The organism is Corynebacterium glyciniphilum AJ 3170 (assembly GCF_007673095.1).
Lineage (GTDB): Bacteria > Actinomycetota > Actinomycetes > Mycobacteriales > Mycobacteriaceae > Corynebacterium.
On the sequence record NZ_VDYZ01000007.1, the window covers coordinates 141185 to 165986 of the forward strand.

21 protein-coding genes are annotated in these 24802 nt (G+C 67.4%); 6 read left to right on the plus strand and 15 right to left on the minus strand.

The annotated features are described in order from the left end of the window. Window positions 1–46: 46 nt before the first annotated feature. Both FS507_RS17585 and FS507_RS08505 read right to left on the minus strand, forming a co-directional pair. Entirely contained in the window at window positions 47–1123 is a 1077-nt protein-coding gene (locus tag FS507_RS17585; protein WP_186314614.1) for a hypothetical protein, read from the minus strand. 130 nt (window positions 1124–1253) lie between these two features. Then, window positions 1254–2171, minus strand: coding sequence for an alpha/beta hydrolase fold domain-containing protein (locus FS507_RS08505; RefSeq protein ID WP_260853244.1), 918 nt, complete (start codon window positions 2169–2171; stop codon window positions 1254–1256). A 220-nt stretch (window positions 2172–2391) separates the two neighbouring features. Here FS507_RS08505 and dnaK point away from each other — a divergent pair, with 220 nt between their 5' ends. Both dnaK and grpE read left to right on the plus strand, forming a co-directional pair. Then, window positions 2392–4254 carry a molecular chaperone DnaK gene (gene dnaK, locus FS507_RS08510; protein WP_145942353.1) on the plus strand — a complete coding sequence of 621 codons (1863 nt, stop codon included), beginning with the start codon at window positions 2392–2394 and terminating at the stop codon, window positions 4252–4254. 2 nt (window positions 4255–4256) lie between these two features. Then, complete coding sequence (grpE, locus tag FS507_RS08515) at window positions 4257–4910, plus strand: nucleotide exchange factor GrpE (RefSeq protein WP_145942417.1); 654 nt, start codon at window positions 4257–4259, stop codon at window positions 4908–4910. A 154-nt stretch (window positions 4911–5064) separates the two neighbouring features. Here grpE and FS507_RS08520 read toward each other — a convergent pair whose 3' ends face one another. Genes FS507_RS08520 through FS507_RS08530 form a run of 3 tightly spaced genes read right to left on the minus strand, consistent with a single transcriptional unit; the run spans window position 5065 to window position 10074 of the window. Continuing rightward, entirely contained in the window at window positions 5065–6150 is a 1086-nt protein-coding gene (locus tag FS507_RS08520) for a hypothetical protein (RefSeq protein ID WP_145942354.1), read from the minus strand. Window positions 6151–6172: 22 nt separating this feature from the next. Then, the gene (locus tag FS507_RS08525; protein ID WP_222121398.1) at window positions 6173–9001 is read right to left on the minus strand and encodes a hypothetical protein; all 2829 of its coding nucleotides are present in this window, start codon (window positions 8999–9001) and stop codon (window positions 6173–6175) included. Window positions 9002–9006: 5 nt separating this feature from the next. Next, window positions 9007–10074 (minus strand): hypothetical protein, encoded by a 1068-nt coding sequence (locus FS507_RS08530; RefSeq protein ID WP_145942356.1) that lies wholly within the window; start codon window positions 10072–10074, stop codon window positions 9007–9009. Window positions 10075–10264: 190 nt separating this feature from the next. On the opposite strand from FS507_RS08530, the gene dnaJ reads away from it, so the two are divergent. Together dnaJ and FS507_RS08540 are read left to right on the plus strand one after the other, a co-directional pair. After that, window positions 10265–11479 carry a molecular chaperone DnaJ gene (gene dnaJ, locus FS507_RS08535; RefSeq protein WP_145942357.1) on the plus strand — a complete coding sequence of 405 codons (1215 nt, stop codon included), beginning with the start codon at window positions 10265–10267 and terminating at the stop codon, window positions 11477–11479. Window positions 11480–11499: 20 nt separating this feature from the next. Then, on the plus strand, window positions 11500–11973 hold the full coding sequence (locus tag FS507_RS08540; protein WP_145942358.1) for a heat shock protein transcriptional repressor HspR: 474 nt from the start codon (window positions 11500–11502) through the stop codon (window positions 11971–11973). Between the two features lie 177 nt (window positions 11974–12150). Here FS507_RS08540 and FS507_RS08545 read toward each other — a convergent pair whose 3' ends face one another. Genes FS507_RS08545 through FS507_RS08555 form a run of 3 tightly spaced genes read right to left on the minus strand, consistent with a single transcriptional unit; the run spans window position 12151 to window position 15306 of the window. Continuing rightward, window positions 12151–12333, minus strand: coding sequence for a FitA-like ribbon-helix-helix domain-containing protein (locus tag FS507_RS08545; protein WP_145942359.1), 183 nt, complete (start codon window positions 12331–12333; stop codon window positions 12151–12153). 36 nt (window positions 12334–12369) lie between these two features. Then, entirely contained in the window at window positions 12370–13887 is a 1518-nt protein-coding gene (locus FS507_RS08550; RefSeq protein WP_260853245.1) for a basic amino acid/polyamine antiporter, read from the minus strand. Window positions 13888–13908: 21 nt separating this feature from the next. Continuing rightward, entirely contained in the window at window positions 13909–15306 is a 1398-nt protein-coding gene (locus tag FS507_RS08555; RefSeq protein WP_145942360.1) for an alpha/beta fold hydrolase, read from the minus strand. Between the two features lie 246 nt (window positions 15307–15552). On the opposite strand from FS507_RS08555, the gene FS507_RS08560 reads away from it, so the two are divergent. Next, the gene (locus tag FS507_RS08560) at window positions 15553–15837 is read left to right on the plus strand and encodes a hypothetical protein (protein WP_145942361.1); all 285 of its coding nucleotides are present in this window, start codon (window positions 15553–15555) and stop codon (window positions 15835–15837) included. A gap of 267 nt (window positions 15838–16104) precedes the next feature. Here the strand turns inward: FS507_RS08560 and FS507_RS08565 are convergent, their stop codons facing one another. From FS507_RS08565 to FS507_RS08590, 6 genes are all read right to left on the minus strand, one after another. Continuing rightward, entirely contained in the window at window positions 16105–17031 is a 927-nt protein-coding gene (locus FS507_RS08565) for an exodeoxyribonuclease III (protein WP_145942362.1), read from the minus strand. 30 nt (window positions 17032–17061) lie between these two features. Then, entirely contained in the window at window positions 17062–18147 is a 1086-nt protein-coding gene (locus FS507_RS08570) for an LLM class flavin-dependent oxidoreductase (RefSeq protein ID WP_145942363.1), read from the minus strand. 99 nt (window positions 18148–18246) lie between these two features. Continuing rightward, window positions 18247–19392, minus strand: a complete 1146-nt coding sequence (locus FS507_RS08575; RefSeq protein WP_145942364.1) for an NAD(P)-binding domain-containing protein — start codon at window positions 19390–19392, stop codon at window positions 18247–18249. After that, a complete protein-coding gene (locus FS507_RS08580) occupies window positions 19392–20792 on the minus strand; it encodes an alpha/beta hydrolase (protein WP_145942365.1) in 1401 nt (466 codons plus the stop codon). Before FS507_RS08580 ends, FS507_RS08575 begins: the two co-directional genes overlap by 1 nt. After that, the gene (locus tag FS507_RS08585; RefSeq protein WP_145942366.1) at window positions 20792–21115 is read right to left on the minus strand and encodes a hypothetical protein; all 324 of its coding nucleotides are present in this window, start codon (window positions 21113–21115) and stop codon (window positions 20792–20794) included. The genes FS507_RS08580 and FS507_RS08585 overlap by 1 nt, the downstream gene beginning before the upstream one ends. 161 nt (window positions 21116–21276) lie before the next feature. Continuing rightward, a complete protein-coding gene (locus FS507_RS08590) occupies window positions 21277–22752 on the minus strand; it encodes a SulP family inorganic anion transporter (RefSeq protein ID WP_145942367.1) in 1476 nt (491 codons plus the stop codon). A 36-nt stretch (window positions 22753–22788) separates the two neighbouring features. On the opposite strand from FS507_RS08590, the gene FS507_RS08595 reads away from it, so the two are divergent. Then, window positions 22789–23679, plus strand: coding sequence for a carbon-nitrogen hydrolase family protein (locus FS507_RS08595; RefSeq protein WP_145942368.1), 891 nt, complete (start codon window positions 22789–22791; stop codon window positions 23677–23679). Window positions 23680–23772: 93 nt separating this feature from the next. On the opposite strand, the gene FS507_RS18475 is transcribed toward FS507_RS08595, so the two are convergent. Next, window positions 23773–24696, minus strand: coding sequence for a hypothetical protein (locus FS507_RS18475; protein WP_260853246.1), 924 nt, complete (start codon window positions 24694–24696; stop codon window positions 23773–23775). Window positions 24697–24802 lie beyond the last annotated feature (106 nt).

A 24802-nucleotide genomic window follows, 5' to 3' on the forward strand; every position in this document is an offset into this window, starting at 1 on the left:
CGAACTCGCCGGAATCAACCGTGTAGGTCAACCCTGATCCGGGTGGTCACTCCCCGGTCGCGTCGTCTCCTTCGCCGGTGCCGGCTCCGGTGTCGCCGCCGTCCTCGCCGCCACCTTCGTTACCACCGGTATTGCCGCCGGTGTTGCCACCGTCACCGGTGCCGTTGCCGCCACCGTTGTTACCGTCGCCGCCGGTCCCGCCACCCGGGGTGGTCTGGTTGCCACCGCCGTTGTTGCCGTTACCGCCGCCGCTGTTCCCCCCGTTGCCGTTGTTGCCGGGGTTTCCATTGTTGCTGCCGTCACCGGGGTTCTGCTCACTCGGGGTCGGCGACTGGGAGGAGGGGGCGGACTCCTCCGACTCCTCCGGTGTGGAGGGGGTGTACTCCTCGGGTTCGTTGTACTCCGGCTCGTAGTAGTAGTCGCTGCCCGCGCTGTTGTCGGGCTCTGCGGTGGGGATCGACTTGTTCGAATCCCAGGCTTCTGGGCGATGGTAACTGGGGACGACGCTGGAGTAGGGGGAATGCCGCTCTTCACCGTCGCCGGTGCGCATCAGTGCGACAGCCGTGGCTGCGCCGATGACGGACAGCCCCAGCCCGATGACGAGGATCCAACCCCACGTGGGGAACCGTGCGAACCAGGGACGCGGGCCGTTGCCCGGCGGTGGGCCGTCGGAATCCCCCCCGCCACCGGTGGCGGGGGTAGGCGACGGGGACGCTCCGTCGGCGCCGGCTGACTCGGAGGCCCCGGCGGTCGGAATGACGGCGGTGGCGGCACTGTCGTTGCTTTCGCTGAGCTTCTGCGCGTGTTCGGAGATGCGGTCGTCGTTGACGATCGGGATGATGCCGGTGACCTCAGGGTCGCGGGCGGAGCCCAGCGGTTCCCCGTCGTCGGTCACCTCTGTCGATTCGGCGTCGATGACCTCCCGGTCACCATCCGTGCCGGTGGTGCCGTGTGTGTCGCCGGAGGAGTCGACCTCGGCGTCGTATCCCTCGGCCCCCTCGGCGGCGTCCGTGCCGTCCGCGGTGTCCTTGGAGCCCATGGAGAATTCGGTGTCCTCGAACGCGTCGGTATCGCGCGGGAGGTCATCGCCATGGTGGCGGTGGGGGTCTGAGGGATTGCTCATCTGGTCTCTTCGTCTCGTCACACGGTTCTGCGCCGTGCTGTATGGCACCGGCGCACGGAACGGTCCGGTCTATTCTAGCCCCCGAGGACTATCACACTAATCCGCGGCGACGTCGGACGTGTCGGCCCGGTCACGTCGCGAGTCGGGAGATGATCTCACGGCGTGCGGTTTTCCCCTCTGGCGTGCGCAGCAGCGGGAAGTTGTGGAGCGCACCGTCGACAACGGTCATGCCGCATCCGGTACGCCGGGAGAGGAGTGTCGCGTCAGCGTGCAGCACGTCCCGTGTGCCGCTCCAGATATGCAGGGGCGGCAGGGACGCGAGAGCCGCGTCCGACGCTTTCAAAGGGCTGACCAGTACCGACCCGACCCCGGCCTGCCGTCCCCACGTCTCTCCCGCGATGCGCAGCCCGTCCGGGTGCAGCCAGGGGTCCTCGCCGACGAGTTCCTCGGTGCCGGGGCTGCTGCAGGTCGCGTCGAGCCAGGGGGAACTGAGGACGGCCCGGTCGATCCGGTCGATCCTGCTGGCCCGGTCGGTCCGGTTGGCCCGGTCGAGCATCCAGCCCAGTGCAAGGCCTGCACCGGCGGAATCGGCGGCGAGGCGGATCCCCAGACCCGCTGCGTCCGCTTCGGCGACGGCGCGGTCGAGTACCGCGTCAAGCAGTCGGGCGGCGGAGGTGGCCTCGTACTCCGGCGCCAGCCCGTAGTCGGGGACGATGACCTTCATCCCGGCCCCGGCGATGTCGCTGATGAAGGTCCAGTGGGCGGTGCTCAGGCCGTGGACGTAACCGCCGCCGTGGACGTAGATGCAGATGTCCAGCGGCGTGTCCCGCGGGGCGTCGGTGGCGGGCACGAGACTGTACGTGGTGAACTCGCCGTCCGCGGTGGGGACGGTGTCCGTGACCACGTGGTTGACCTGGTAGAGCTCATGGGGCACGGGAGCGGACGGATGTGGTCGTCCCATGAGGTCACGCACTTTCGCTGCGGAGGTCCAGGATGCCCGTCCGGATCGTCCGGGGAGGGCGGCGAGGAGACGCATCTGCAGGCTCATGGAGGTTGATTCTAGGGGAGTGCGCTGGGCTCCAGAAAGCTCCGTGGGATGATCCGAAAAAAGTTGAGCGAACCGGGAACAACTTTGGCGCGTCGTGAGTTGTACAGGATGTCAGACATTGAGTCGCAAGCACTCAACTCAGGTTGACACCTCGGAACGGCAGGTGCAGACTTGAGCGCGGCTCACTTAACAAGCTCAAGAACAGCAGGAGGAAGTCAACATGGGACGTGCAGTCGGAATCGACCTGGGAACCACCAACTCGGTCGTCAGCGTGCTGGAAGGTGGCGAGGCCACCGTCATCGCCAACTCCGAGGGCGCCCGGACCACCCCGTCGATCGTCGCCTTCGCCAAGAACGGTGAGGTGCTCGTCGGACAGTCCGCGAAGAACCAGGCGGTCACCAACGTCGACCGCACCATCCGCTCCGTCAAGCGCCACATCGGCGACGACAGCTGGACCACCGGCGAGATCGACGGCAAGAAGTACACCGCCCAGGAAATCTCCGCCCGTACCCTCCAGAAGCTCAAGAGGGACGCCGAGTCCTACCTCGGTGAGGACGTCACCGACGCCGTCATCACCGTGCCGGCCTACTTCAACGACGCACAGCGTCAGGCCACCAAGGACGCCGGCCAGATCGCCGGCATGAACGTCCTGCGTATCGTCAACGAGCCGACCGCCGCCGCCCTGGCCTACGGTCTGGAGAAGGGCGACAAGGAGCAGACCATCCTGGTCTTCGACCTCGGTGGCGGTACCTTCGACGTCTCCCTGCTGGAGATCGGCGACGGCGTCGTCGAGGTGCGTGCCACCTCCGGCGACAACTCCCTCGGTGGCGACGACTGGGACCAGCGCATCGTCGACTGGCTCGTCGAGAAGTTCAAGAACGCCAACGGCGTCGACCTGTCCAAGGACAAGATGGCCCTGCAGCGTCTGCGTGAGGCGGCGGAGAAGGCCAAGATCGAGCTGTCCAGCTCCCAGCAGGCCAGCATCAACCTGCCGTACATCACCGTCGACCAGGACAAGAACCCGCTGTTCCTCGACGAGACACTGTCGCGCACCGAGTTCCAGCGCATCACCCAGGACCTGCTCGACCGGACGAAGAAGCCCTTCGAGTCCGTCCTGAAGGACGCCGACTTCAAGGTCGCCGACATCGACCACGTGGTGCTCGTCGGTGGTTCGACCCGCATGCCCGCGGTCTCCGACCTGGTCAAGGAACTGACCGGCGGCAAGGAGCCGAACAAGGGTGTCAACCCGGACGAGGTCGTCGCCGTCGGCGCCGCCCTGCAGGCCGGTGTGCTGCGCGGAGACGTCAAGGACGTCCTGCTGCTCGACGTCACCCCGCTGTCCCTCGGTATCGAGACCAAGGGTGGCGTGATGACCAAGCTCATCGAGCGCAACACCACCATCCCGACCAAGCGGTCGGAGACCTTCACCACTGCCGAGGACTCTCAGCCCTCCGTGCAGATCCAGGTCTTCCAGGGTGAACGCGAGATGGCCCAGCAGAACAAGCTGCTCGGTTCCTTCGAGCTCGGTGGCATCGCCCCCGCTCCGCGTGGCGTGCCGCAGATCGAGGTCACCTTCGACATCGACGCCAACGGCATCGTGCACGTCACCGCCAAGGACAAGGGCACCGGCAAGGAAACCTCGATCACCATCCAGGACGGCTCCGGCCTGACCCAGGAGGAGATCGACCAGATGGTCAAGGACGCCGAGGCCCACGCCGACGAGGACAAGAAGCGTCGAGAGGAGCAGGAGGTCCGTAACTCCGCCGAGTCGATGGCCTACCAGACCCGCAAGTTCCTCTCCGACAGCGAGGACAAGGTCTCCGAGGAGACCAAGACCAAGGTCGAGGACGCCGCGACCGCCGTCGACGAGGCGCTGAAGGGCGACGACATCGAGGCGATCAAGGACGCCGTCGAGAAGCTGTCGGCCGAGAGCCAGGAGATGGGTAAGGCCATCTACGAGGCCGAGGCCGCCAACGCTGAAGGCGCCGAGGGTGCCGCCGGCGAGGGTGCCGCTGACGATGACGTCGTCGACGCCGAGGTCGTTGACGAGGACGACAACAAGTCCGGAGATGATTCCAAGTGACCATGCCCGACAACCCCGGTGACCCGGACATGACCGACGAGGAGTACACCTCACCGGACCTGGCCGAGACCACCCCGGAAGAGGACGCAGTCATCGACGCCGAAGCTGCCGACGGTGCGGTCGACGCCGAGACCGTCGAGGCCGAGGAAGCCGCCGAGGAAACCACCGAGGCGCTTGCCGGCGAGGCCGAGGACGGGGTCCCCGAGACCGCGGACGCCGACATCGACGGTTCCGGCGAACTCTCCGACGCGGAGGCCCAGCTCGCCGAGCGTACCGCCGACCTGCAGCGGGTCAGCGCGGAGTTCGCGAACTACCGTCGCCGTACGGAGCGGGACCGGGTGGGCATCGGTGAGGCAGCGAAGGCGGATGTCGCCGCCTCCCTGCTGCCGATCCGGGACGACCTGGATCTCGCCGAGCAGCACGGTGACCTCAACGGTCCGCTCAAGGCCGTGGCCGACAAGCTGGACTCCGTACTCAACGGACTGAAGGTCGAGACCTTCGGCGCCGAGGGCGATGAGTTCGACCCGTCGAAGCACGAGGCGGTGCAGGACACCTCCAGTGGCGACGACAAGGCCGTGGGCACCGTCCTGCGCAGGGGCTACCGCCTGGGCGACCGCGTGCTGCGCACCGCCATGGTGGTCATCGCAGACCGCTAGTCGACCCGCTCACCCCGGAGCCTCCTGAACACGTCTCCGCCCGGGCACGCCTTTCCTTGATCGGCGTGCCCGGGCGGAGGCTTTTTCAGTCTTACTCGGGGCTGTCGCGGCTGGCGGGGCTGTCGGGTCCCAGTGAGTCTCAGTGAGTCTCAGTTCAGGACTCGATGCGTGACGCGAGATAGGCGTCCGGGTGGATCGCGACGACCTGCTGTCCGTCAGCGTTGGTGGAGATGTCGGTGAAGGCTGTGGTCTCACCGTCGTGCCAGAGGTGCAGTCGGGCACTGAGCGGACCCGGATTGCTCCGGTGCTGGGTCAGTGCCTCGGTACTCATCGCCTTGATACCGTTCATCAGGTCCTGACCGGTGCTGACCTCACGGACCAGCAGCAGGTGGCGGTGGGGCACCGCGACAAGGACACCGTGGGCCAGGTCGAGGCGGGGAAGCCAGCGGGGGAGCAGGTCGTCGAGGAACAGGGTTGCGCTGGCCAGGAAGAACGAGTCGGACTCCACCGTCCAGAACCGTGCCGCGGCGTCGGCCTCCAGGATCTCCCCCTGAGCAGTTCCCCGCATGATCTCCTGGACCGGCGTCGCACTGACGTGGCAGTCGATGAGCTCCTGCCAGGTGTTGCGGTAGCCGACCCGGTACAGGTCGCTGAGTTCCTCGGTGGTCGCCGAGCCGTGGGCGGCCAGCGCGTCGTCATCGAGCACCATCACCGTGTCCGGAGTGTCGAGCACCAGGGAGACGTGCAGGTCACCGGTGAACTCCCGGGAGGCGTCCTCGACGGTGCCCGACATGGCGGCGAGCGTCTCTGTCGTCGCGAGCCGGATACGGAGTTGTCGCAGGAAGTCGGCGTCGGGCAGGTCTGCGAGGGAGTGACGGGGAGACTCACCGGTGCCGGTGGTGGCGGTGTGGATGTGGCTGCGGATCAGTTCGAGGAGTTCAGAGAGGTTGGCGTGGGCTCCCGTATCGGCGAATTGCAGCGAGAGGGTTTCCAAGCTGATGAACACTGTCGCCGGCTCCGGGGAGTCGGAGGGGTGTTCGGGCGGCGCGATGTACCGGGCCTCGATGACGGCGTCAGGGCGCAGGGTGGTGTCGTAGCCCTCGTCGTCGAGCAGACGCAGGGTCTGTTGACGCAGGAAATCCGCCCGGTGCCGCGGAAGGTGAGGGAACATGCCGTCCGGCGCCGTGGGGTCGGCGCTACCCCGGGTGACCTGGCGCTTCCGGCGGTCTCGGAAGAACATGGTTATCTACACTAACAACCGGTCACACGGTGCGGTAGTACTCCGCCCGGTACACCTGCGACTCCGCCGCGGAGGCGGTGACCTTTTCACGACGCTGCGCCATGATCCGCACCTGGGGGCGCCCGGCCCGGGAGCCGACGGCGCCGACGGCCGCGCCGGCACTATCGGACGGAGTCTCCATGTCCTCCGGCATCGCGTCGCCCATCTCCACGGTCTCGGTGAACCTGCCCTCGGCGACGACCAGTGAGATCTCGTCGAGGACACCGCGGACCTGCCGTCCCATGATCCGGATGCCGAGCCGTCCCCCGGTGTCGTTGACACCCTCGACGACGAGCGTGCCGGGACTGTCGCCGCGACGCACGGCGACGTCGGTCAGGGCGACGCCCATGTCTCCGTCGACCTCCTCGGGGCCGGGGAGCTCAACGTCGAGATCGCCGGTCACCACCACCGGGGAGCCGGTCACGGTGACGCGTTCGCCGTCAGTGTCGAGGTCGCGACCGAGCACGTCCTGGCACCGGGTCGCACCAGGGACCGTGACCTGCAGGGACGATCCCTCCGGCGGGATCCACGGTTCGGGGTGGGGGAAGTAGCTGTCGGTGCCGTGGGCGGCGTTGTTGAGGTAACCGTCCTGCCTGCTCCAGAGCACCCAGAACGCCGCACCGTCACGGGAGAACCGTAACCCCCGCAGGTCGGGATGAGGGGACTCGATCCAGCCGAGGAACTCCGCACCGTCGAGCATCTCCGCGGCGAAGGCGAAGGCGGGGAGAGACGGTTTGGGTGAGCGGTCCGCGTGCAGGAGTCCGTAGTGGTACTCGGATTCGGTGGGGTTCACGCCGTACTTGTCGTGCCAGAGTCCGTCGGCGAGTTGGAACCAGTGCACCCCGCTGACCCCTTCCGCCTTGGCGAGCATGAGGGTCAGCAGGACGGAGTCCGCGGCGGTGCGTTCGTCGTCGTACCACCAGGCGTTGGGACGGGTGCAGGCGTAGGTCTCGGTGAGCCACAGCTCGGTGGGGGAGTCGGCGTCGGTGGCGTGGCCGTCGAGATAGGCACGCGCGGTGCGCACCTGCCCGAGGAAGTTCCATTTCCCGCCGTCGTAGTCGGGCACGTAGTTGCCGCGGCCTGCGTGTTCGGCGATGCCGTCGAGCAGTGTCCAGCCGCCGCGGTCGCGGATGGTGTCGAGGAACTCGGCGTCCCATCCCGCCAGGGGCATGGCGAGCAGTGTGGCGTCGGTGCCCCGACGGTCCATCTCGGCGCGGAAGGGAATGAGCCACTGGTCGGTGTACTCGGTGGCGAGTTCCACGGTGTCGGCACCGGCGAGGCTCCATTCGTTGAGGAGTTCGTAGTGTGCGGCGCCGGCGTTCTCCCCGCGGTCGAGGGCTTTCGCCGCCCACTCGCTGAAACTTTCACCGCCGGAGGCGTCATCGAATTTCCCGGGTGACCCTCCAGGCTGTACGGCGGTGCTGATACCGAGTTCACTGGCTTCCTCGGCGGTCAGCCAGGGGTTACGCAGGTGCCGGACGCCGAGGCGACGCCACAGGGCACGTTCTGCGCTGCGCGACTCCAGTCCAGGGCTCTGTGCGCTGCCGGGGGACGGCGTGGAGGCGAAACCGCCGAGTCCGATGATGGACTGGTCGGACGGTCCGAAGTCATGGTCGGGCCAGACAGCGGCGGCGGTGCGGGCGAAGGAGTCGGCGCTGGTGGCTTCGATGGAGCACCAGGACCGGGGGCCGGGCAGGTCGATGGTGACGTCGGTGTCGACGTAGCCAGTGGAGTCGGTGGAGTCGCCGTCCCGCGGTACGGCCACCTCATGGCGGGAACGGTGGAACTCGGTGCCGTCGAAGTCACGGGCGATGACCTCGATACCCGTGCTGCTCCGGGACGTGACCGACCGTCCGGCGAGACCGACGGTGAAGGTTCGCGGGCCACTTCCGGCGACGACGTTGTAGGTGGCTGCACTGGTGATGTCGACGGTGGGGTCGGGCAGTCCCGTGCTCCCGAGCACGGCGCCGGCGAGCAGTGTCCGTCCGTCGTCGACGAGACTGCGGGCCGCACCGACGGTCGTGTCGGCGCGGAACTCGAGCCGGGAGCGCCAGACACCGTCGTCGTCGCGGGACGGTGCGGCGTGCAGCATCGTGTCGCTACGGGAGGTACTGGTGGCGGTGGTGATACAGCCGTAGAGCCGGGCTGCACCGTCGCCCCCTTCACCGTTCCCACTGTCCTGCACGTCCCAGTCGATGAAGTTGAGTTCGGCGACACGCTCCTGGACCGGCACCCCGCCGCGGGAGTCACGCACCCACCGGCTGGCGGGGACGTGGAGTTCGGAAGCGTCACGGGCGTCCACGAGGGTGCAGTAGACCCGTCCGCCGCGCAGCAGCGCCCGTCCCGCGGAATCAAGGCCGTCGCCCGGTGCGGTGAACTCCCAGTCGGCTGTGACCCGTCCCCCGTCGGCACGGTAGGTGACCGAGGCGGTGTAGTCCGGATCGGTGACCTCGAAGTCGATGCGGACGGGGCCGGAACCGGGACGGCCGTCGCCGGGGTCGTCGACGGTGGCGCCGCGGGTACCGGTGGAGGTGGTCAACCGGTATCCGTCGAAGTGGACCAGACGGCGCCCTGCCGTGGTCAGGACGGTGACCCGTCCAGGATGGTCGTCGCCGCCGACCTGCAGTTGCAGCGGACCGGGATCGACGGCACGGGGGAGCCCGACCGACCCGTCGTCCTCGTCGCGGCTGCGGAGCAGTGTGCCGCCGCCGATGACGGCACCCGCCCCGAGGACGCCGACACCGCCACCGATGAGGAAGGCCCGCCGACTGAGCCCGCCGGATACACGTCCGGTGTTCACCTTCTTCTTCACCGTGGTCAGTTCTCGCTCTCGAGCCGGGACAGCAGGTAGTCGTCGGGCTCGACCTGGAGGATCTGTTGGCCGTCGTCGCCGGTGGTGATGTCGGTGAAGACGCGCACGTCACCGTCGTACGCGAGGTGGAGTCGGGCGGTGAGCGGGCCGGGGTTGGTGGCGAGTTGGGCGAGTGCGACCGAGGTCATGGTGTTGATCCCGTCGAGCAGGTCCTGTCCGGTGGTGACCTCCCGGACGAGCATCAGGTGGCGGTGCGGCACGGCGACCATCACCCCGGCGGAGGCGTCCATGTCGGGGAGCCAGCGGGGCAGCAGTTCATCGAGGAACAACGGGGCGCTGGCGAGGAAGAAGGAATTGGACTCCACGACGTGGAAGTACGCGCCGGGGGAGCCACCGTGCACATCGCCGTGGACCTCGTTGACGTCGACGGCGGCGTCGTGGAGTTCCTGCCAGGTGTTGCGGTAGCCGACGCGGTAGAGGTCGGCGAGTTGTTCCCGGGTAGCGGTGCCGTGGGCGGCGAGTGCCTCGTCGTTGAGCGTCATGATGGCGTCCGGGGTGTCAAGGACGAGGGAGACGTGCAGGTCGCCGGTGAAATCGCGGGAGGCGTCGTCCACCGCGCCGGACGCGGCGTCGAGGGCGCTACGTGCGGCGAGACGCACGTGCAGGTGCCGGAGGAAATCGGCGTCCGGTAGTGCGTCGACGTCAATCTCGGTGAGCACTGTGGCCAGGAAGTACCGGATCAGCTCGATGATCTCGGACACCGGTGCATGTGGTGCTGTGGCGATCTGGAGGGAGAGGTTGTCCAGGCCGATGAGTCGGCGGGACTGCGGAGGCGGCGCGTCCTGCTCGGCCGTGGCATCCTCTTCCCCCTCCTGCTTGCGGGCGGGTGTGGCGACGATGTACCCGTCCGGGCGCCAGGCGGTGTCGAACCCCTCGGCGTGGAGGTAGCGCATCGTCTCCTCCCGTAGCAGGTCAGCGCGCTGACGGGGGAGGTGGGGGAACATCGCGTCGGGTGCCTCCGGGTCGACGACCCGCCGTGGGGTGGGCCGTTTCCGACCGTCTCTGGAGAACATGGGAACCTACCCTAACAGCCGGGAATGTCCGCCGCTCGACGTGCGTTACAGGAGATAGACCTTAGCGTGATAGGCTCAAGTTTCATGAGAGGGTTCCGGGCTCTGCGGCCAGTGGCGGCGGCCCCCGGAGAGACAGCAGAAGACCGGAGACCCCGGCACAACCGGGACTGTTCAGGAAGAGAGGAACCAGGTGGCCCAGAAGGAGTGGATCGACAAGGACTACTACGCCGACCTCGGCGTGTCGTCCACCGCGGAGGCCGACGAGATCAAGAAGGCCTACCGCAAGATCGCGCGGGAGAACCACCCCGACGCACATCCGGGCGACACCGCGGCCGAGAACCGGTTCAAGACCGCCTCGGAGGCCTACTCCGTACTCGGTGACAAGGACAAGCGCGCCGAGTACGACGAACTGAAGCAGATGGTCGCCAGCGGTGGCTACGGTGCTCCGGGTGGCGGTTTCGGTGGGTTCGGCGGCGCGCCCGGGGGTGCTGGTGGCCCTGGTAGCGCTGGAGCCGCCGGCGGTTTCGACGGTTTCGACCTGGGTGACCTCTTCAATCGTGCCGGTGGTGGTGGCGGTGGTTTCAGCGACGTCTTCGGTGACATGTTCGGTGGCGGCGGAGCCCGGGGAGCCGGCACGCGCACTCAGCGACGGACCCGCGGTGCGGACGTCGAGACCGAGATCACCCTGGACTTCCGTGAGGCGACCAAGGGTGTCACCGTCCCGATCCGTCTGACCAGCCCGGCGGCCTGCACGACCTGCCACGGCTCCGGTGCGACGCCGGGGACGTCAAGCTCCCGGTGCGGCACCTGTTCCGGGACCGGTCTGGTCTCGGAGAACCGTGGTGCGTTCGGCTTCTCCCGCCCCTGCTCCGACTGCAACGGCACCGGTACCCGGATCGAGGATCCCTGCCACGACTGCTCGGGGACCGGCCGGATCACCCGCACCCGGACGATCACCGTGCGCGTGCCTGCCGGTGTCGTCGACGGACAGAAGGTCCGCCTCGCCGGCCAGGGTGAGGCGGGCGAGCGCGGACGTCCCGCCGGTGACCTCTTCGTCACCGTCCACGTCCGGCCCGACGACCTGTTCACCCGCAACGGTGACGACCTGAAGATGACCGTGCCGGTCAGCTTCACCGAACTCGCACTCGGTGGGGCGGTCACCGTGCCGACGCTGGACACCCGCGTGCGGGTCAAGATCCCGGCGGGAACCGCGGACGGGACGACGCTGCGCATCCGAGGCCGGGGTGTCACCAAGCGCAACGGGGCGTCCGGTGACCTGCTGGTGACGGTGAAGGTCGCGGTGCCGAAGAATCTCGACGAGGGCGCGGCGAGTGCGTTGCGTCACTACGCTGAGGAAGAGAAGCGAACCGGTTTCGACCCCCGTGCGGGCTGGTCCGGCAACTGACAGACAGCTGGTGATTGAAGATGAGTGACAGGAACGGAGACGTTCCGGGCGAATCCCGGGAGGTGTTCGTGATCTCCGTCGCCGCGGAGATCACGGGGATGCACGCACAGACCCTGCGCACCTATGACAGGTTGGGTCTGGTCTCGCCCGAGCGGACCAGTGGCGGTGGTCGCCGCTATTCGCGTGACGACATCGAGCAGCTGCTGGAGATCCAGCGGCTCAGTCACGACGAGGGGGTGAACCTCGCCGGGATCAAGGCGATCATCGACCTCCAGAACCAGGTCCGGGACCTGAAGGACGAGGTGGACGTTCTCCAGTTGAGACTCGCGACCGCCGAGCAGAATTCCGGTCAGGCGGCGCGGGGTGGTCGTCGCGGCGAGATCGTCCACGTCCCGCGCTCCACCGCTGTGGTGCTGTGGGAGCAGCGGCGGCGAGGGGGGCGGGGATCCTCGTCGTCCGGGTCGTCGGGATCGCCGGACGATCCGAAGCGCTGAGCGGACCGCTGGTTCTTCACTGAGGTTGTCACCGGCACTACTGTGCTAGATATCGCACTCCATCACCAGCTTCAGAAAATCTGACCTGGCGTTTTGATATGTTCAGCACCTTATGGGGTGCGAATGTTAACTGCACGCTGGCCGAAGGAATTCGCCGGGGGCGTTCGTCCGTGAGTCTCATGTGTGCGGCGGAAGGTGCGCAGTGCGATCGAAGACCGCGGGGTTGTTGCTGGACCTGGCTTCACGCTCGATCAGCTCCAGGATATATGCCTGGACACTCTTCCCCTGCCGCCGTGCCTGCTCGGCGATGCGGTCGCGGGTGTTCTCCGGGACGTTGCGGATCTGGAGCGAGACGGCCATGCATGTACTATGCATGCACCCGCGAGCGAGTGTCTCCTACAGACTCAGCGTCCCCTGGGCGATCAGCACCACCGCAATGACCGCCGCCACGGTGACGCCGACGGCGATGACCCATTCGAAGGCGTTGAACACGCGTCCGCCGGCGCGGCGGCGGGTGACAACGTAGGCGACCATGCCCGGCACGATCAGCACCATGCCCATCAGGACGTACTTCACGTCCGCGGCGTAGAACAGCCACAGGGAGTACACGAACGCCAGGACGCCGATCAGCAGGTGCCGACGGTTGGCCGAACCTCCCACCGTCGGGCCGGAGAGGTCGAACTTCGTGCCGGCATCCGGGTGGGATATTCCTTCGCCGCGGGTGCACAGGAAGATCAGGTACAGCGCCGAGAACAGATAGGGGATCAGGTACAACGATGTCGCCAGCTGGACCATCGTCGTGTAGGCGGACTCGTTGAGGTAGAAGATCACGATGAACAGCTGGATCACGATCGCCGAGAACAGCTGGGCGACGACAGGGGCACCACGACGGTTGACGTACCCCAGCCTGCGGGGGAGCAGGCCGTCCTGTGCCATCAGGGTGATCGGCTCGGCGCACAGCATCTGCCAGGAGACGTAGGCGCCCAGCACGGAGATGCACAGGCCGATGGAGACCAGCCCGGCGCCCCAGGGGCCGACGACGATCTCGAGGACCTCGGCCATGGAGTTGTCACCCATCGCGGCGAGTTCTTCACGGGGCGCCACCCCGTAGGACAGGAAACTGACCATGACCAGCAGCAGGAACACGGTGAGGAAGCCCAGCAGCGTCGCCATCGAGATGTCCTTGCGGCGGCGTGCCCGGCGTGAGTACGTGGATGCGCCCTCCACACCGATGAATGCCCACACCGTGAACAGCATCATACCCTTGACCTGGTCAGACAGGCTGGCTGCCTCATCGGCGTTGTCCCCGAAGGTGTCCGCCGACCCCCAGAAGTCGGCGGTGAAGATCTCGGTGTGGAACCCGGCGAAGAGCAGGATCCCGAGGAACGCGAGAATCGGCAGGAGTTTCGCCGCGGTCGTGACGACGTTCAGGACGGCGGCCTGGCGCACACCCCGCGACAGTGCCAGGAAGATCACCCAGTTCAGCCCGGACACGAAGAACGCCTGGACGAGTGACTGGCCGTCGGCGAAGAGAGGGAGGAAATGGCCGAGCGAGCCGAAGAACAGGGTGGCGTAGCCGACCTGGGCGATGATGCTGCCCAGCCAGTACCCCCAGCCGGAGGCGAACCCGACGAAGTCGCCGAGACCGCCCCGCACGTAGCTGTACACTCCGGAGTCCAGGTTCGGCTTGCGCTGTGCCAACGCCTGGAAGACGAAGGCCACGCACAGCATGCCGATGCCGGTGATCAGCCAGCCGATGACTGCCGCACCCGGCGAGGCTACCGCGGAGATGTTCTGCGGCAGGGCGAATATGCCCGCGCCCACGCAGGATCCGACGATGAGGGAGACCAGCGTCGGCAGCCGGACAGTGTCCCGCCGGGGCAGTATGCCGGGGTCTGAGGAGGTGTCAGTCACGGGGAGACAGAGTATCCCGGATCAGTGATCTTTCACCAGTGCGCGCAGATGGCGCAGGATAGCGGCACCGTCCTGGCTGATTCCGTTGTGCTCCCAGCGGTTGGTGACGTGGGGACGCAGACCCCGGATCGTCGAGGCGGTCTCCATCGACAGTTCGAAGGGGACGAAGATGTCGTCGAGGTAGACGGCGGCGGCGGTGGGGACGCTGGTCTGCCGCAGCTGGTCGGCGTCGTAGAGTGGTGTCCAGTCGTCCTTCGCCGCGAGCAGGTCGGCGACTGCCTTCCACGGACGCAGCGCCGGGTCTTCCTCGAACTGCCAGGGGAAGAAGTGCTCTGCGGTGAGGTACAGGGGACTGTCGGTGCTTGCGGCGCTTGCCGTGTTCGCCGTGTTCTCCGTGTTCTCCGCGAAACCGGGGATCTGTTCGCGGATGCGGTGGGCCGACCAGTTCGTGGCGGCGTCGATGCCGTAGATCGACTCGTGCATCACCCCGTACAGCGGGGCGTCCGACACACTGAGGTGGCCGGCCAGTTCGCTGAGGAACGGAGTGCGTAGGCGACGGCGTCCCACCGCGCCCGGGCTGCCGGGGACGGTGCGGAAGGGATCTTCCAGCAGGTAGGACAGCATGTCGAACCCTCCCGTCCGGCCGAGGTTCATGCCGACGGTGCGGAACCGGCGCGACGTCAGCCGTTCGCCGGTCGGCAGCGTCTCCTCGGTGTCGTCCAGGTGACGGCAGATCTCGGCCACGCGGTGTTCCGCCCAGGGGAAGCGCGCGTAGAAGCGGTCGTTTCGTATGGCGGTCTTCGCGAATGTGGCGCGGTAGATGTCGTCCACCCGGGTGTGCGGGTCGCTGACGTAGCCGGGCAGTCCGCCGGTGAAGAAGGCCTCACGGACACCTTCGGGACGGAGGGAGAGGTAGGAGGTGATGCAGAACCCGCCGAAGGACTGGCCCAACAGAGTCCAGGGATCTTCGCCGAGTGCCCGGCGAAGCAGTTCGGCGTCCTCCACGATGCTGTCGGCGCGCAGGTGGGTGAGGTACTCGGCCTGGTCCGGGGGTGTGGGGCCGAGCGCTTCGGGAGCTGCGACGTCGACGGGGGTCGAGCGGCCAGTGCCGCGCTGGTCGAACAGGATCACCCGGTAGTGGCTGAGCGCCTCGCCCAGCCACCCCGACAGGGACCCGCCGTCGCCGGGCGCCACGGGGCGGGGCGCTCCGTGGCCGGGCCCGCCCTGGAGGAACATCAGTACGGGGCGATCCTCTCCGCCGTCCGGGACGTATTCGCGGGCGTAGACCTCGATGGTGCGGGGGTCCGGTGTGTGGTGGACCAGCGGCGCGGTGAGGACGTGTTCCCGGACGGTGTGTCCGTGTCGGCGGGTCGAGGCTGACCGGAGATCAGGCGAGGCGGTGGAGGCGCTGGATGTCATGCTCTCCAGTCTTACCGGAGCGGGTGGACCTGGAGTGGCCCCGGGGACGGTTCCCCGGCGGGGGTGCTGGCGCGGGCCGGTCCGGCACCCCATTCTTCTGGTTACATATAGTCCCTGGATTGTCCACAGGTGCGTGGTTGTCCACATCTTCGACGTGATTCACGATTCCTCGGGCCGGTCCGGCATGGCGTGCAGGATAATCTCCGTGGGTGCCGGTAGTCCACCGGCTCCGGGAGAGGAGGCGCGATGACCGTGGAGGAATGGATCAGGGTCGGGCAGCTACTCGTCGCGGCGCTCGGGATTGTGGCTGTGCTGGTGACGATCTGGCAGAAGATGCGGTCGGACAATCGTGCTGAGTGGTGGCGCCGGTACACGTGGGCGACGGATCAGACCTTTGACGGCCGGGAACACGTTCAACTCATCGGTTGGGTTAATCTCGACCTACTTGGGAATAGCCGGCTCAAGACACGTACTGAGGAAGCGGTGGTGGATGCCCTGGCGCTCAGGACTGGAAGGTGGGATAATGGCTGAGGGCAGCAGCTCGCGCGATGGAAGGGTGCAGAGCATGGGAAGCGGATGGGATGTGGACGTGTCTCCTCAGGTCCGGCGCGCTCGAGCTCGGGCGATCGTGTCCCTCAGTGAGGGCACGAACCGCGTCCTTCCAAGGAGCATTTACGAGGATGCCGGGGTGGATGTCCCTCCAGAGGCCACGGACGAGCTTCAGATCATGCCTAAGAAAAGGCACTGGTGGCAGCGCTGGTCGGCCTGATATTCCTATCGTCCTGTTGACACGGCGGCTCACGACAGGTCGTAGTCGACGACCACGGGGGAGTGATCGGAGAGGCGCACGCCGTGATGGTCCCGGTCGACCGTGGTCTGCACCGCCGCATGCGCCAGGCGGGGAGTCGCGAGGTGGTAGTCCAGCCGCCACCCCGTGTCATTCGCGAAAGACTGGCCGAGCCATGACCACCACGAGTACGGACCGTCCTCGTCAGGACGCAGGTGCCGGACGACGTCGACGAGTGTCCGGGTGGACAACTGAGCGCCGAACCACTCGCGTTCCTCCGGCAGGAAGCCGTCATTCTTCTGGTTGCGGCGCCATGCCGCGAGATCCTGGCGGGTGTGGGCGATGTTGAAGTCTCCCATCAGCAGGAACTCGCGGCCTGCTGCGGCGGCTGCCCGGCGGGTACGCGTGAGATAACGCGAGAATCCGGCCATGAAAGCCATCTTGCGGTCGTATCGGGCACCACCGTCGGGGGCGTCGCGCATACGCTCCGGTCGTTGGAGCTCGGCCGGGAGCCCGCCCTTCGGCAGATAGAGACTGGCGATCGTGACGGGTTCGTCGGCGAGGTCGACCTCAAGGTAACGGCCCTGGCTGGCGAATGCCCGGAGTTCCCGGGCGAGCCCCACGTGATCGGGTGCCGGTACCTGCCGGAGATCGTCGGGGCCGGCATCAGGGCCACCGAGCAACGCGGTGTCGCTCCAGGACCGTACCGCTGCAGGCGGCTGCCGGGTGAGGACGGCGACCCCGTTGCGCCCGGGAATGTCGCCGGTCTCCAGGGCCACGTGGTAGTCGCCGAAGGCTTCTTCCGGAAGCTTGTGGGCCTGGGCCCGCACCTCCTGCAGGGCGACGACATCGCAGCCCCGGGAGCCCAGCCAGTCGGCGAACCCTCTCCGGTGCGTGGCACGGATCCCGTTGATATTGGCAGTTGCGACGCGGAGCATCCCCTGAGGCTACATTCCGTCGCAGCGCAGTCAGGGAATCGGGTAACCGGTCACCGGACCTGCGGTGCTCGGCTCCCATCCCAGCTCAGGTGCGACATGGTCGGCGAAGGCGGAGAGGATCCTCAGGTTGGCGTCCACCCCGAGCTGACTGGGGATCGTCAGCATCAGGGTGTCCGCTTCCATGACCGCCGCATCCTTCTTCAGCTCCTCGATGAGCTTGTCAGGTTCGTCGGCGTAGGTCCTGCCGAAGGTGGCGGTGCTGTCGTCGATGTAGCCGACCCCGCCATCGTCGCCGGTACCGAACATGCGGCGGTCTGTTTCCGAGAGGATCGGGAAGATCGACCGGGACACCGACGTCCGCGGTGTCCACGGATGGCCCGCTTCCTTCCACGCCTGGCGGAACAGTCGGAGCTGGTCAGCCTGGAGATCGGCGAATTCGTCGCCGTTGGCCTCGGTCAGCAGGGTGGAACTCATCAGGTTCACGCCCTTCTGCGCGGCCCACACGGCGGTGTCGCGGGAGCCTGCGCCCCACCAGACATGCTTGCGTAGCGACAGTGACGTGGGCATGACCGGCACCTGCGTATTCGGCTGGTACATCCGCGGATACTGCTCGTCGAGGGGGAGTGCAGTGGCGATCCCCTCCCCGTCGACGGCGGACATGAAGCGGTCGAACTTCTGCCGTGCCATCTCCGCACCCTTCGGATCGTCGGCCTCCGGGCGGTAACCGAACTCGGCGTAGCCGCGGTCCACCGGTTCGGGCGATCCACGGGAGACCCCGAGGGCCACTCTGCCGTCGGAGAGAAGGTCCAGCTGGGCGGCCTCTTCTGCAAGGTGGAGGGGGTTTTCGTAACGCAGGTCGATGACGCCGGTGCCGACCTCGATGTGCCGTGTCCTGGCCGCGGCGGCGGAGAGGATCGGCATGGGTGCGGCATGCTGCGGGGCGAAGTGGTGTACGCGCCAGTAGGCGCCGTTCACGCCGATCTCGTCGGCACCGACGGCAATGTCCACGGCATTCTTGATGTTCTCCTTCGCGCCGGGCATGGTGCGCCCCGGTGTGGAACGTCCGGATGCTCCGAGATCGTAGTGGCCGAAGCTGAGGAAACCGAAAGCCTTCATGACATCTCCTGAACAAGGAAGTAGTTGACATGTCAACTATATGGCAGGGGCGGAGTTCCCACAAGTGGCCGCCGGAGCCGTTAACGGGAAGTCCCCCGGTCAGAGCATCCCGGCCAGCCGTCGGGCCGCCACCTGGCCGGCAAGACGCCCGGCGCGGTTCGCCCCCACCGTGGATGCCGTGGACCCGTAACCGGCCAACAGGACGCGGTCGTCCCGCACCACCTCGACCTCGTTGACCACGGTGATCCCACCTCCGGGCTCACGCAGGCGCAACGGCGACAGATGGTTGAGGGCCGGACGGAAACCGGTGTTCCAGAAGATCACGTCCACCGGCTCCCGGTGGCCCTCGGCGAAAGGACGCCAGCTGTCTGGTTGGACCAGATCCTGTCCTGTATCCGGTAGGTCGGTATCGCCGAAAGTCACCGAGCTGTCGTTGATGCGGGTGAACATGCCGCGCGAGACAAGCGTTCCGTCGGCTACGCCCTCGAGGTACCGGGGCAGGGCCGGTATGCCGGTGTTGCGCACCACCGAGGCCGGACGCCGTCCATGCTCAGTGTCTGCGCGGACCCGCCGTTCCACCTCCCGTCCCCAGCTGCCGTCGTCGTTGTCGAAGATCCGGTCCACGAAATTCGGCGGCCGGCGTGTGGCCCAGACCGTGGACGCGGCACCACCGGGTTCGTGGAGCTCCAGCAGGAACTGGACCGCGCTCAGCCCGCCACCGACGACGAGCACCCTGTCACCGGCGAAGTCCTCCTTCTTCGTGTAGTCGGCGGTGTGCAGCTGGCGTCCGCTGAAGCGGTCGATGCCGGGAACGTAGGGGATGTACGGGTGCGTCCAGGTACCGGTGGCGTTGATCAGCATGCTCGTCTGCAGCCGGGAACACTGCCCGTCCATCACCACCGTCACGGTCAGCGGCCCCGGCGCGTCCCCGTCGACCCGGATGACGCGGGCGGGCCGCCTGACCCGCAGGCCGAAGGTGTCCTCGTAGGTGCCGTAGTAGTCGGCCACCAGGTCGGACGCGGGGACACCGGGGTCGGGCCGGGGCATCGGCAGGCCCGGAAGGTCGGCGATGCCGTGGGCGCTCCCCAGGGTCAACGACTCCCAGCGGTGTCGCCACGCTCCGCCGGGGCCGTCGTTGCCGTCGAGGACAAGCATCTTCTCTCCCGGGGTGATGCCCTTGCGCACCAACGCGTGTGCGGCAGCGAGCCCGGCCTGCCCGGCACCGATGATGATCACCGAGTACATCAGCGCACCTGTTCCAGAACATGGTCGTCGGACAGGTAGCTGCTGTGGGAGTCCCATTCGCCCCGGAACCACAGGTAACCGTCGGTCATGCGGCCCAGGATACGTCCGACGACACCGCCCTGCTGCCCGGACGGGAGGCCGTTGGACGTGTCTGCGCCGAAGCGGGTGGAGGTCGGGTCAACTCCGTGCACACCTCCCGATGCTCCGGTCGTCGCACCGATAAGATCTCCCGGTGCCCGCCAGGTGTGGATCTCCGCATCGCTGCCCGGGGCGCTGACATGTATCTGATCCGCACGTCGTACCCCGGTGCCCGGGCTTCCGAGCAGGTGGACGGTGTCCGCGTCCAGTGGGGCGGCCGGGTCCCGTGCTGCCGCACCGACCAGCGTCGTGCCGTAACTGTGCGCCACGATCTGCAGCTCGGCGCCCTCAGCGGAGCGGTTTCTCAGGGTCGACTGCACGCGACGCAATGCAGGTGCCCCGGCTCCCGCGTAGGCCGGGTTCACCCCCTGACCCACGTTCCCCGGCGCGCTGTAACCGTGCCAGGCGATGACGGCGTGCCCGGCTCCGGCGATACGCCCCGCACCGCCGGCAGATCCCACCAACGCACCGTCCGCCGAGGAACCGACACCACTGACCAGTGTGGTGATCTTGTCCGCTGTCCGGATGTCACCGACCACGACCACGGCCTCCCCGTCGATCTGCTCCACCGTGACCCCGACGGCATCCGGGTCGAGTCCCCGGAGGGCAAGTTCCTGGCGGGCGGAGACGACAGCCTTGCGCAGTGCCGCCTCCCGGGAGCCGTCCAGCGGAGTAGTCAACCCCGACGGCATGGTCACGGCCGCGGACGTCGTCGCAGTGTCGGCGATGAACTCGGCGGCAGCGCCCCGGGCGTCCAGCGTGCCACGGTCGACCGCAGACACCAGCGGTGCCTCACGCACTGAACACAACGCGGCGATCACCGCTGCCGCCGCATCGTCCAGAGCAGTGGCGAAGGAGCGGCAGGCGTGCAGGACCAGCGACCACGCTGCAGCCAGAGCCGACAACGGTGGCAGGGGGACCGGTGGCGTCACCGTGCCACCCGGCGACACCTGCATCCCCGTCCTGCGGGCCAGTGCCAGCACCGGAGCAACCTGGGACCTCACCTGCGACAGCACCGTGGCATGGTGTCCCAGCACGGTACCCACCCACCGGGCAGCGACGGTCACCGCGAGAAGCCGGTTGGCGGAACTGTCGATGCGGTGGCGCATAGCCTCGGACGCGGTACCGGTCCACCCCGGCAGTTTCCCGTGCTCCCGCACTTCCGTGCCCGTGGACTCCAGGTCCCGTGCCGTCGCGGACCACCGACCGGCGACGGCGGCAGCGTCCTCCAGGGGTGCGTCGGCGAGTGCGTGCACGTCCATCAGCGCACCCCCGCCGGTGATTCCGTCGGTGCCCCCGACAGCGATGCCGCGGCGTCCTGCTCGGCGGACTCCACCACGTCAGCGAAGGACCTCAGGTCAGTACCGAACACCTCGAGCACCCGGGCCTCCCCGTCGACGGCGCGCGAGACCCGGTCGGCGCCCTCGACCAGCGCAGCAACCGTCCGCCCGCCCGGTAAAGCAGAGGACACCGGAACACCCGCAGCGAGAACCTCCGCCGCAGCCGTCACCGCCGACGCTTCCCCGGTCAACTCTCGGGCGGTCGTCCTGACTTGTGACGGACGGATACCGAACACGGCGGTCATGCTGCCTCCTGGAAGAACCGGTGAACTGCGGTCCACGGAGACTACGACAGCCGCGCACCGGGACGGAAGGCCGCCGACCCGGGCCGGCGGCACTGTGCATAACTTTCGTCGAATTCAGCGCCACGTCCCGGCCCCTGTGCATAACCCGCCGACCCGCGGCTTCAGTCCAACCGGCCCTCAAGCCGGTCGATATAGCCCTTGCTCGTGGCGTCCAGGCCGGTGAACGTCACCGACTTCCCCCGCCGCGCGTACTGCTCGCGCACCCCCTGAAGTGCCGCCACCGTCGACGAATCCCATACCGTCGCGTCCGAGAAATCGACCGTGACCTCATCCGGATCACCCACGTAGTCGAACTGGTACACCAGGTCATTCGACGACGCGAAGAACAACTGGCCGTCCACCCGGTACCGTCCGCTGCCCTCACCGCCGACCCGGTCCACCCGGGTCAGGTGAGCCACGCGCCGGGCGAACGCCACCATCGCCGTGACGACCCCCAGGATCACCCCGACCGCCAGATTGTCCGTGACCACCGTGGACACCACCGTCACCAGCAGTACGACCGTCTCGGACAACGGCATCACCCGCAACGTGCGCACACTGTTCCAGTCGAAGGTGGTGAAGGCGACCACCAGCATCACAGCCACCAACGCTGCCATCGGGATCTGCCCCACCAGATCGGACAGGGTCACCGACAACACGATCAGGAACACCCCGGCCAGGAAGGAACTCACCCGGGTCCGCGCACCGGCCTGCTTGACGTTGATCATCGTCTGCCCGATCATCGCGCAGCCGCCCATGCCCCCGAAGAACCCGGTCACCACATTCGCCGCGCCCTGCCCCAGGGACTCACGGGTCTTGTCCGAATGCGTGTCCGTCAGATCGTCGACCAGTTTCGCCGTCAGCAGGGACTCCATCAGCCCCACCAGGGCCAACGCCACCGCATAGGGGGCGATGATCCCCAATGTCTCCACCGAGAACGGCACTGACGGCACCCCGAACCCCGGGAACGACGACGGCAACTCACCCTGGTCACCCACCGTCGGAACATCCCAGCTGAAGACCATCACCGCCAGGGTGATCAACAGGATCGACGCCAACGGCGCCGGGAAATGTGTCGTCAACCGGGGGAACAGCACGATCACCAGCAGCCCGGCCGCCGTCAACGGATACACCAGCCACGGCACCCCGAACAGATGCTGCAGCTGCGCCGAGAAGATCAGGACCGCCAGGGCATCCACGAACCCCACCATCACCGAGCGGGGGATGAAGCGCATCAGCTTCGCCACACCCAACGCACCCAGCACCATCTGCAGCACGCCGCCGAGAATCACCGTGGCCAGCAGATACTCCACACCGTGGTCGCGGGCGACCGGGAAGATCACCAGGGCAATCGACCCCGCCGCACCCGACACCATGCCCGGGCGCCCGCCCAGCACCGCCGTCACACACGCCATCGTGAATGCCGCGTACAGCCCCATCATCGGGTCCAGACCCGCCACGATCGCGAAGCTCAACGACTCCGGGATCAGCGCGAACGCCGTCACCAGACCACCGAGGACCTCGACGGTGAGGAGGCGGGGGCTGCGGAGGGCGGTTAACACACTGGCCGGGGAACGTTCGGTGGCAGAAGAACTCACCCGACAATCCTAAGCCGGTCACGTACCCTTGGCAGCATGCGCATCGCCGTCATCCAGATGAACTCCGTGCCGGACGTCGACAAGAACCTCGAGAAAATCAGATCCTATATCGCCGGATCCGCCGAAAACGGCGCCGACCTGGTGGTCTTCCCTGAGGCTGCGATGTTCCCCTTCGATGCCGGACGCCTCGACGTCATCGCCCAACCACTCGACGGTCCTTTCGCCCGCGCCGTCGAGAAAGCGGCGAAGGACGCCGGGACGACCGCCGTCGTCGGCATGTTCACCCCTGCCGACACCGTCTTCCGGTTGCCGTCGGGGGAACTGCAGACCGAGCCGGTGGAGGGCTCCGGACAGGCGAACAAGTTCCGACGCGTCCACAACACCCTGCTGATCACCGGTCCGCAGGGCACCGAGCACTACCACAAGATCCACACCTTCGACGCTTTCGGCTACCGGGAGTCCGACACCGTCAAACCCGGTACCCGTCGGGTCACCTACGACATCAACGGCGTGACCATCGGCCTGGCGACCTGCTACGACATCCGTTTCCCCGGACACTTCTACGCGCTGGCGGAAGAGGGTGCCACGGTCATGGTCGTCCCCACCGCCTGGACCGACGGCCCCGGTAAACTCGACCAGTGGCGCACCCTCACCGCCGCCCGTGCGCTCGACACGACCAGTTATGTCGTCGCGGCCGGACAGGCACGGCCCGGATCCCCGGACCGCTACGGGCAGAATGACGGGCCGACGGGCATCGGGCACTCCGTGATCGTCAGTCCCGGCGGCGCACGGTTGGCGGAGACCGGCTACGTGGCCCAGATCCTCATGGTCGACATCGACCCGAACCATGTGGAGAAGGTCCGTAAGGGGCTTCCCGTCCTCAAGGGACACCGGCAGGACCTGGAGATCGGCCAGAAGGGCGCGTAGCAGACCCCGGGCACCTGAGGGTGCGTGACAGAATCCGGCAGCCACCGCCACTGAACGCTTGAATCTGTCACGCACTGACTTTCCCTGTGGCGCCTACCTCGGGTGCCACAGCCACACCTGCCGATCCGTCGGCAGTTCGTGCGTGCGGAGCTTGCGCGCCCGTGGATTCGCCAGATTGAACTCCACCGTGTCCAGGACCTCCGCCGCTACCTCGTCCAACGCTTTCCTGATGCTCGCGTCCGGGTAGCGCAGCAGCGTCCACCCCCACCGCACCGCGGCATTACCCTTCCAGCGGTCCTTGACGAAGTCCTCGCTGCTCGCCGTCTCCGCAGAGTGGTAGAACCAGCTGTCGATCTCGATGCACACCCGGGCCTCCGGGATGACGATGTCGAAGTAGTAACCGCGGATCATGGAGTTGACCTCGACAGTGACGTCCAGGCCATCGAGTGCGATCACGATGGCACGCACCGCCCGCAACTCCAGGTTGCTGGCCGTGCCGGTGATCAATCCACCGGTCAGGTCGGCGGCGCGGGCGCGGCGGGACGGAGGCAGGGCGGCAAGGTCCGCGGCCAGGCGCCCGTTGCCCTTCACTCCGCCGTAGCTGCGCTGCAGGAAGTCGCGACGCTCGCGCACCCCGACCTCCTGGCAGTCGATGGCGGTGGCCAGCGCCGACAATACAGGCACGTCGTTGACCCGTACGCTGTGCTGCTGCACGGCCGTCGTGAGACGCAGGAGTTTCCCTCCGTCGCTGCTTCTGCCGCGTGAGATGGACCCGTGCGCCGGCCAGCTCATCGGCATCAGTCCATGGAGGAAGGCCGCGGTCGGTCCGGTGTAGACCAGGCCGGGCCGTGCCCATGCCAGCGCGGCGAGCTTCACCATGTCCGTCGGTTTCTCGCTGGTGTACAGACTGAAGGCGATCCGGTGGATCTCCCCGCGTCGGACCGCTGCGGTGATCTCGTTGCCGGTCTTGCCGAGCGCACGCAGCTCGCGCGTCGTCCAGTACTTCTTCCTCATCATTCCCTCCCCTGGACGCGACCCCCTGCCACGTCCGACTCTCTACGGTAGTGCACCGCGAGAGTGCGTGACAGATTCCGTCGATCCATGGCATGGAAGCCCGGAAAAT

Coding starts and splice junctions, on each gene's coding strand:
- FS507_RS17585 (WP_186314614.1), bottom strand. CDS start 1,123: ATGAGCAATCCCTCAGACCCCCACCGCCACCATGGCGATGACCTCCCG.
- FS507_RS08565 (WP_145942362.1), bottom strand. CDS start 17,031: ATGCTCCGCGTCGCAACTGCCAATATCAACGGGATCCGTGCCACGCAC.
- FS507_RS08530 (WP_145942356.1), bottom strand. CDS start 10,074: ATGTTCTCCAGAGACGGTCGGAAACGGCCCACCCCACGGCGGGTCGTC.
- FS507_RS08540 (WP_145942358.1), top strand. CDS start 11,500: ATGAGTGACAGGAACGGAGACGTTCCGGGCGAATCCCGGGAGGTGTTC.
- FS507_RS18475 (WP_260853246.1), bottom strand. CDS start 24,696: ATGATGAGGAAGAAGTACTGGACGACGCGCGAGCTGCGTGCGCTCGGC.
- FS507_RS08520 (WP_145942354.1), bottom strand. CDS start 6,150: ATGTTCTTCCGAGACCGCCGGAAGCGCCAGGTCACCCGGGGTAGCGCC.
- FS507_RS08560 (WP_145942361.1), top strand. CDS start 15,553: ATGACCGTGGAGGAATGGATCAGGGTCGGGCAGCTACTCGTCGCGGCG.
- FS507_RS08555 (WP_145942360.1), bottom strand. CDS start 15,306: ATGACATCCAGCGCCTCCACCGCCTCGCCTGATCTCCGGTCAGCCTCG.
- dnaK (WP_145942353.1), top strand. CDS start 2,392: ATGGGACGTGCAGTCGGAATCGACCTGGGAACCACCAACTCGGTCGTC.
- FS507_RS08580 (WP_145942365.1), bottom strand. CDS start 20,792: ATGGACGTGCACGCACTCGCCGACGCACCCCTGGAGGACGCTGCCGCC.
- grpE (WP_145942417.1), top strand. CDS start 4,257: ATGCCCGACAACCCCGGTGACCCGGACATGACCGACGAGGAGTACACC.
- FS507_RS08545 (WP_145942359.1), bottom strand. CDS start 12,333: ATGGCCGTCTCGCTCCAGATCCGCAACGTCCCGGAGAACACCCGCGAC.
- FS507_RS08585 (WP_145942366.1), bottom strand. CDS start 21,115: ATGACCGCCGTGTTCGGTATCCGTCCGTCACAAGTCAGGACGACCGCC.
- FS507_RS08575 (WP_145942364.1), bottom strand. CDS start 19,392: ATGTACTCGGTGATCATCATCGGTGCCGGGCAGGCCGGGCTCGCTGCC.
- FS507_RS08595 (WP_145942368.1), top strand. CDS start 22,789: ATGCGCATCGCCGTCATCCAGATGAACTCCGTGCCGGACGTCGACAAG.
- FS507_RS08505 (WP_260853244.1), bottom strand. CDS start 2,171: ATGAGCCTGCAGATGCGTCTCCTCGCCGCCCTCCCCGGACGATCCGGA.
- FS507_RS08570 (WP_145942363.1), bottom strand. CDS start 18,147: ATGAAGGCTTTCGGTTTCCTCAGCTTCGGCCACTACGATCTCGGAGCA.